Below are 3,214 nucleotides of genomic sequence, written 5' to 3' on the forward strand. Positions count from 1 at the left end.
GCGGGGTGATGGGTGGCTGGTCGTTGTTTGAGAACTACACAGTGGACGCGAGCATCTGTGGCCAAGTTTTTAAGGGCGCACGGTGGATGCCTTGGCACCAGGAACCGATGAAGGACGTGGGAGGCCACGATAGTCCCCGGGGAGCCGTCAACCAGGCTTTGATCCGGGGGTTTCCGAATGGGGAAACCCGGCAGTCGTCATGGGCTGTCACCCATGCCTGAACACATAGGGCATGTGGAGGGAACGAGGGGAAGTGAAACATCTCAGTACCCTCAGGAAGAGAAAACAACCGTGATTCCGGGAGTAGTGGCGAGCGAAACCGGATGAGGCCAAACCGTATGCGTGTGATACCCGGCAGGGGTTGCGCATGCGGGGTTGTGGGATCTCTCTTTCACAGTCTGCCGGCTGTGAGACGAGTCAGAAACCGTTGATGTAGGCGAAGGACATGCGAAAGGTCCGGCGTAGAGGGTAAGACCCCCGTAGCTGAAACATTAACGGCTCGTTTGAGAGACACCCAAGTAGCACGGGGCCCGAGAAATCCCGTGTGAATCTGGCGGGACCACCCGCTAAGCCTAAATATTCCCTGGTGACCGATAGCGGATAGTACCGTGAGGGAATGGTGAAAAGTACCGCGGGAGCGGAGTGAAATAGTACCTGAAACCGTGTGCCTACAAGCCGTGGGAGCGTCGCTCATTGGGTTTACCCAATGGGTCGTGACTGCGTGCCTTTTGAAGAATGAGCCTGCGAGTTTGCGGTGTGTTGCGAGGTTAACCCGTGTGGGGAAGCCGTAGCGAAAGCGAGTCCGAATAGGGCGATTTAGTAGCGCGCTCAAGACCCGAAGCGGAGTGATCTAGCCATGGGCAGGTTGAAGCGGAGGTAAGACTTCGTGGAGGACCGAACCCACCAGGGTTGAAAACCTGGGGGATGACCTGTGGTTAGGGGTGAAAGGCCAATCAAACTCCGTGATAGCTGGTTCTCCCCGAAATGCATTTAGGTGCAGCGTCGTGTGTTTCTTGCCGGAGGTAGAGCACTGGATAGGCGATGGGCCCTACCGGGTTACTGACCTTAGCCAAACTCCGAATGCCGGTAAGTGAGAGCACGGCAGTGAGACTGTGGGGGATAAGCTCCATGGTCGAGAGGGAAACAGCCCAGAGCATCGACTAAGGCCCCTAAGCGTACGCTAAGTGGGAAAGGATGTGGAGTCGCAGAGACAACCAGGAGGTTGGCTTAGAAGCAGCCACCCTTGAAAGAGTGCGTAATAGCTCACTGGTCAAGTGATTCCGCGCCGACAATGTAGCGGGGCTCAAGCGTACCGCCGAAGTCGTGTCATTGCAGCAATAGGGCCAACGCCCGCTGTGATGGGTAGGGGAGCGTCGTGTGCCGGGTGAAGCAGCAGCGGAAGCTAGTTGTGGACGGTTCACGAGTGAGAATGCAGGCATGAGTAGCGATACACACGTGAGAAACGTGTGCGCCGATTGACTAAGGGTTCCTGGGTCAAGCTGATCTGCCCAGGGTAAGTCGGGACCTAAGGCGAGGCCGACAGGCGTAGTCGATGGACAACCGGTTGATATTCCGGTACCCGCTTTGAAACGCCCAGTATCGAGCCCATTAATGCTAAGGCCGTGAAGCCGTTCCGGACCCTTCGGGGAAAGGAAAGTGGTGGAGCCGTCGACCCAAGGTGGTAGTAGGTAAGCGATGGGGTGACGCAGGAAGGTAGTCCAGCCCGGGCGGTGGTAGTCCCGGGGTAAGGGTGTAGGGCGTGTGATAGGCAAATCCGTCACGCATTAAGCCTGAGACCTGATGCCGAGCCGATTGTGGTGAAGTGGATGATCCTATGCTGTCGAGAAAAGCCTCTAGCGAGTTTCATGGCGGCCCGTACCCTAAACCGACTCAGGTAGTCAGGTAGAGAATACCGAGGCGTTCGGGTGAACTATGGTTAAGGAACTCGGCAAAATGCCCCCGTAACTTCGGGAGAAGGGGGGCCATCACTGGTGATCGGATTTACTCCGTGAGCTGGGGGTGGCCGCAGAGACCAGCGAGAAGCGACTGTTTACTAAAAACACAGGTCCGTGCGAAGCCGTAAGGCGATGTATACGGACTGACGCCTGCCCGGTGCTGGAACGTTAAGGGGACCGGTTAGTCACATTTCGGTGTGGCGAAGCTGAGAACTTAAGCGCCAGTAAACGGCGGTGGTAACTATAACCATCCTAAGGTAGCGAAATTCCTTGTCGGGTAAGTTCCGACCTGCACGAATGGCGTAACGACTTCTCGACTGTCTCAACCATAGGCCCGGTGAAATTGCACTACGAGTAAAGATGCTCGTTTCGCGCAGCAGGACGAAAAGACCCCGGGACCTTTACTATAGTTTGATATTGGTGTTCGGTTCGGCTTGTGTAGGATAGGTGGGAGACTTTGAAGCCGTGACGCCAGTCATGGTGGAGTCGCCGTTGAAATACCACTCTGGTCGTGCTGGATGTCTAACCTCGGTCCGTGATCCGGATCAGGGACAGTGTCTGATGGGTAGTTTAACTGGGGCGGTTGCCTCCCAAAGGGTAACGGAGGCGCCCAAAGGTTCCCTCAGCCTGGTTGGCAATCAGGTGTTGAGTGTAAGTGCACAAGGGAGCTTGACTGTGAGACCGACGGGTCGAGCAGGGACGAAAGTCGGGACTAGTGATCCGGCGGTGGCTTGTGGAAGCGCCGTCGCTCAACGGATAAAAGGTACCCCGGGGATAACAGGCTGATCTTCCCCAAGAGTCCATATCGACGGGATGGTTTGGCACCTCGATGTCGGCTCGTCGCATCCTGGGGCTGGAGTCGGTCCCAAGGGTTGGGCTGTTCGCCCATTAAAGCGGTACGCGAGCTGGGTTTAGAACGTCGTGAGACAGTTCGGTCTCTATCCGCTGTGCGCGTAGGAATATTGAGAAGGGCTGTCCCTAGTACGAGAGGACCGGGACGGACGAACCTCTGGTGTGCCAGTTGTCCTGCCAAGGGCATGGCTGGTTGGCTACGTTCGGGAGGGATAACCGCTGAAAGCATCTAAGCGGGAAGCCTGCTTCAAGATGAGTATTCCCACCTCCTTGAGAGGGTAAGGCTCCCAGTAGACCACTGGGTTGATAGGCCGGATGTGGAAGCCCAGTAATGGGTGGAGCTGACCGGTACTAATAGGCCGAGGGCTTGTCCTCAGTTGCTCGCGTCCACTGTGTTAGTTCTGAAG

Annotated in this window: 1 rRNA gene; it reads left to right on the forward strand. The window is 56.5% G+C overall.

The window, feature by feature from the left end:
• The first annotated feature begins 59 nt into the window (after positions 1 to 59).
• Positions 60 to 3,182: ribosomal RNA gene (locus ACFWWU_RS37050) — 23S ribosomal RNA — on the forward strand.
• The last annotated feature ends 32 nt before the right edge of the window (positions 3,183 to 3,214 follow it).

Origin of the sequence: Streptomyces sp. NPDC058650, assembly GCF_042717315.1 — a bacterium.
GTDB lineage: Bacteria > Actinomycetota > Actinomycetes > Streptomycetales > Streptomycetaceae > Streptomyces.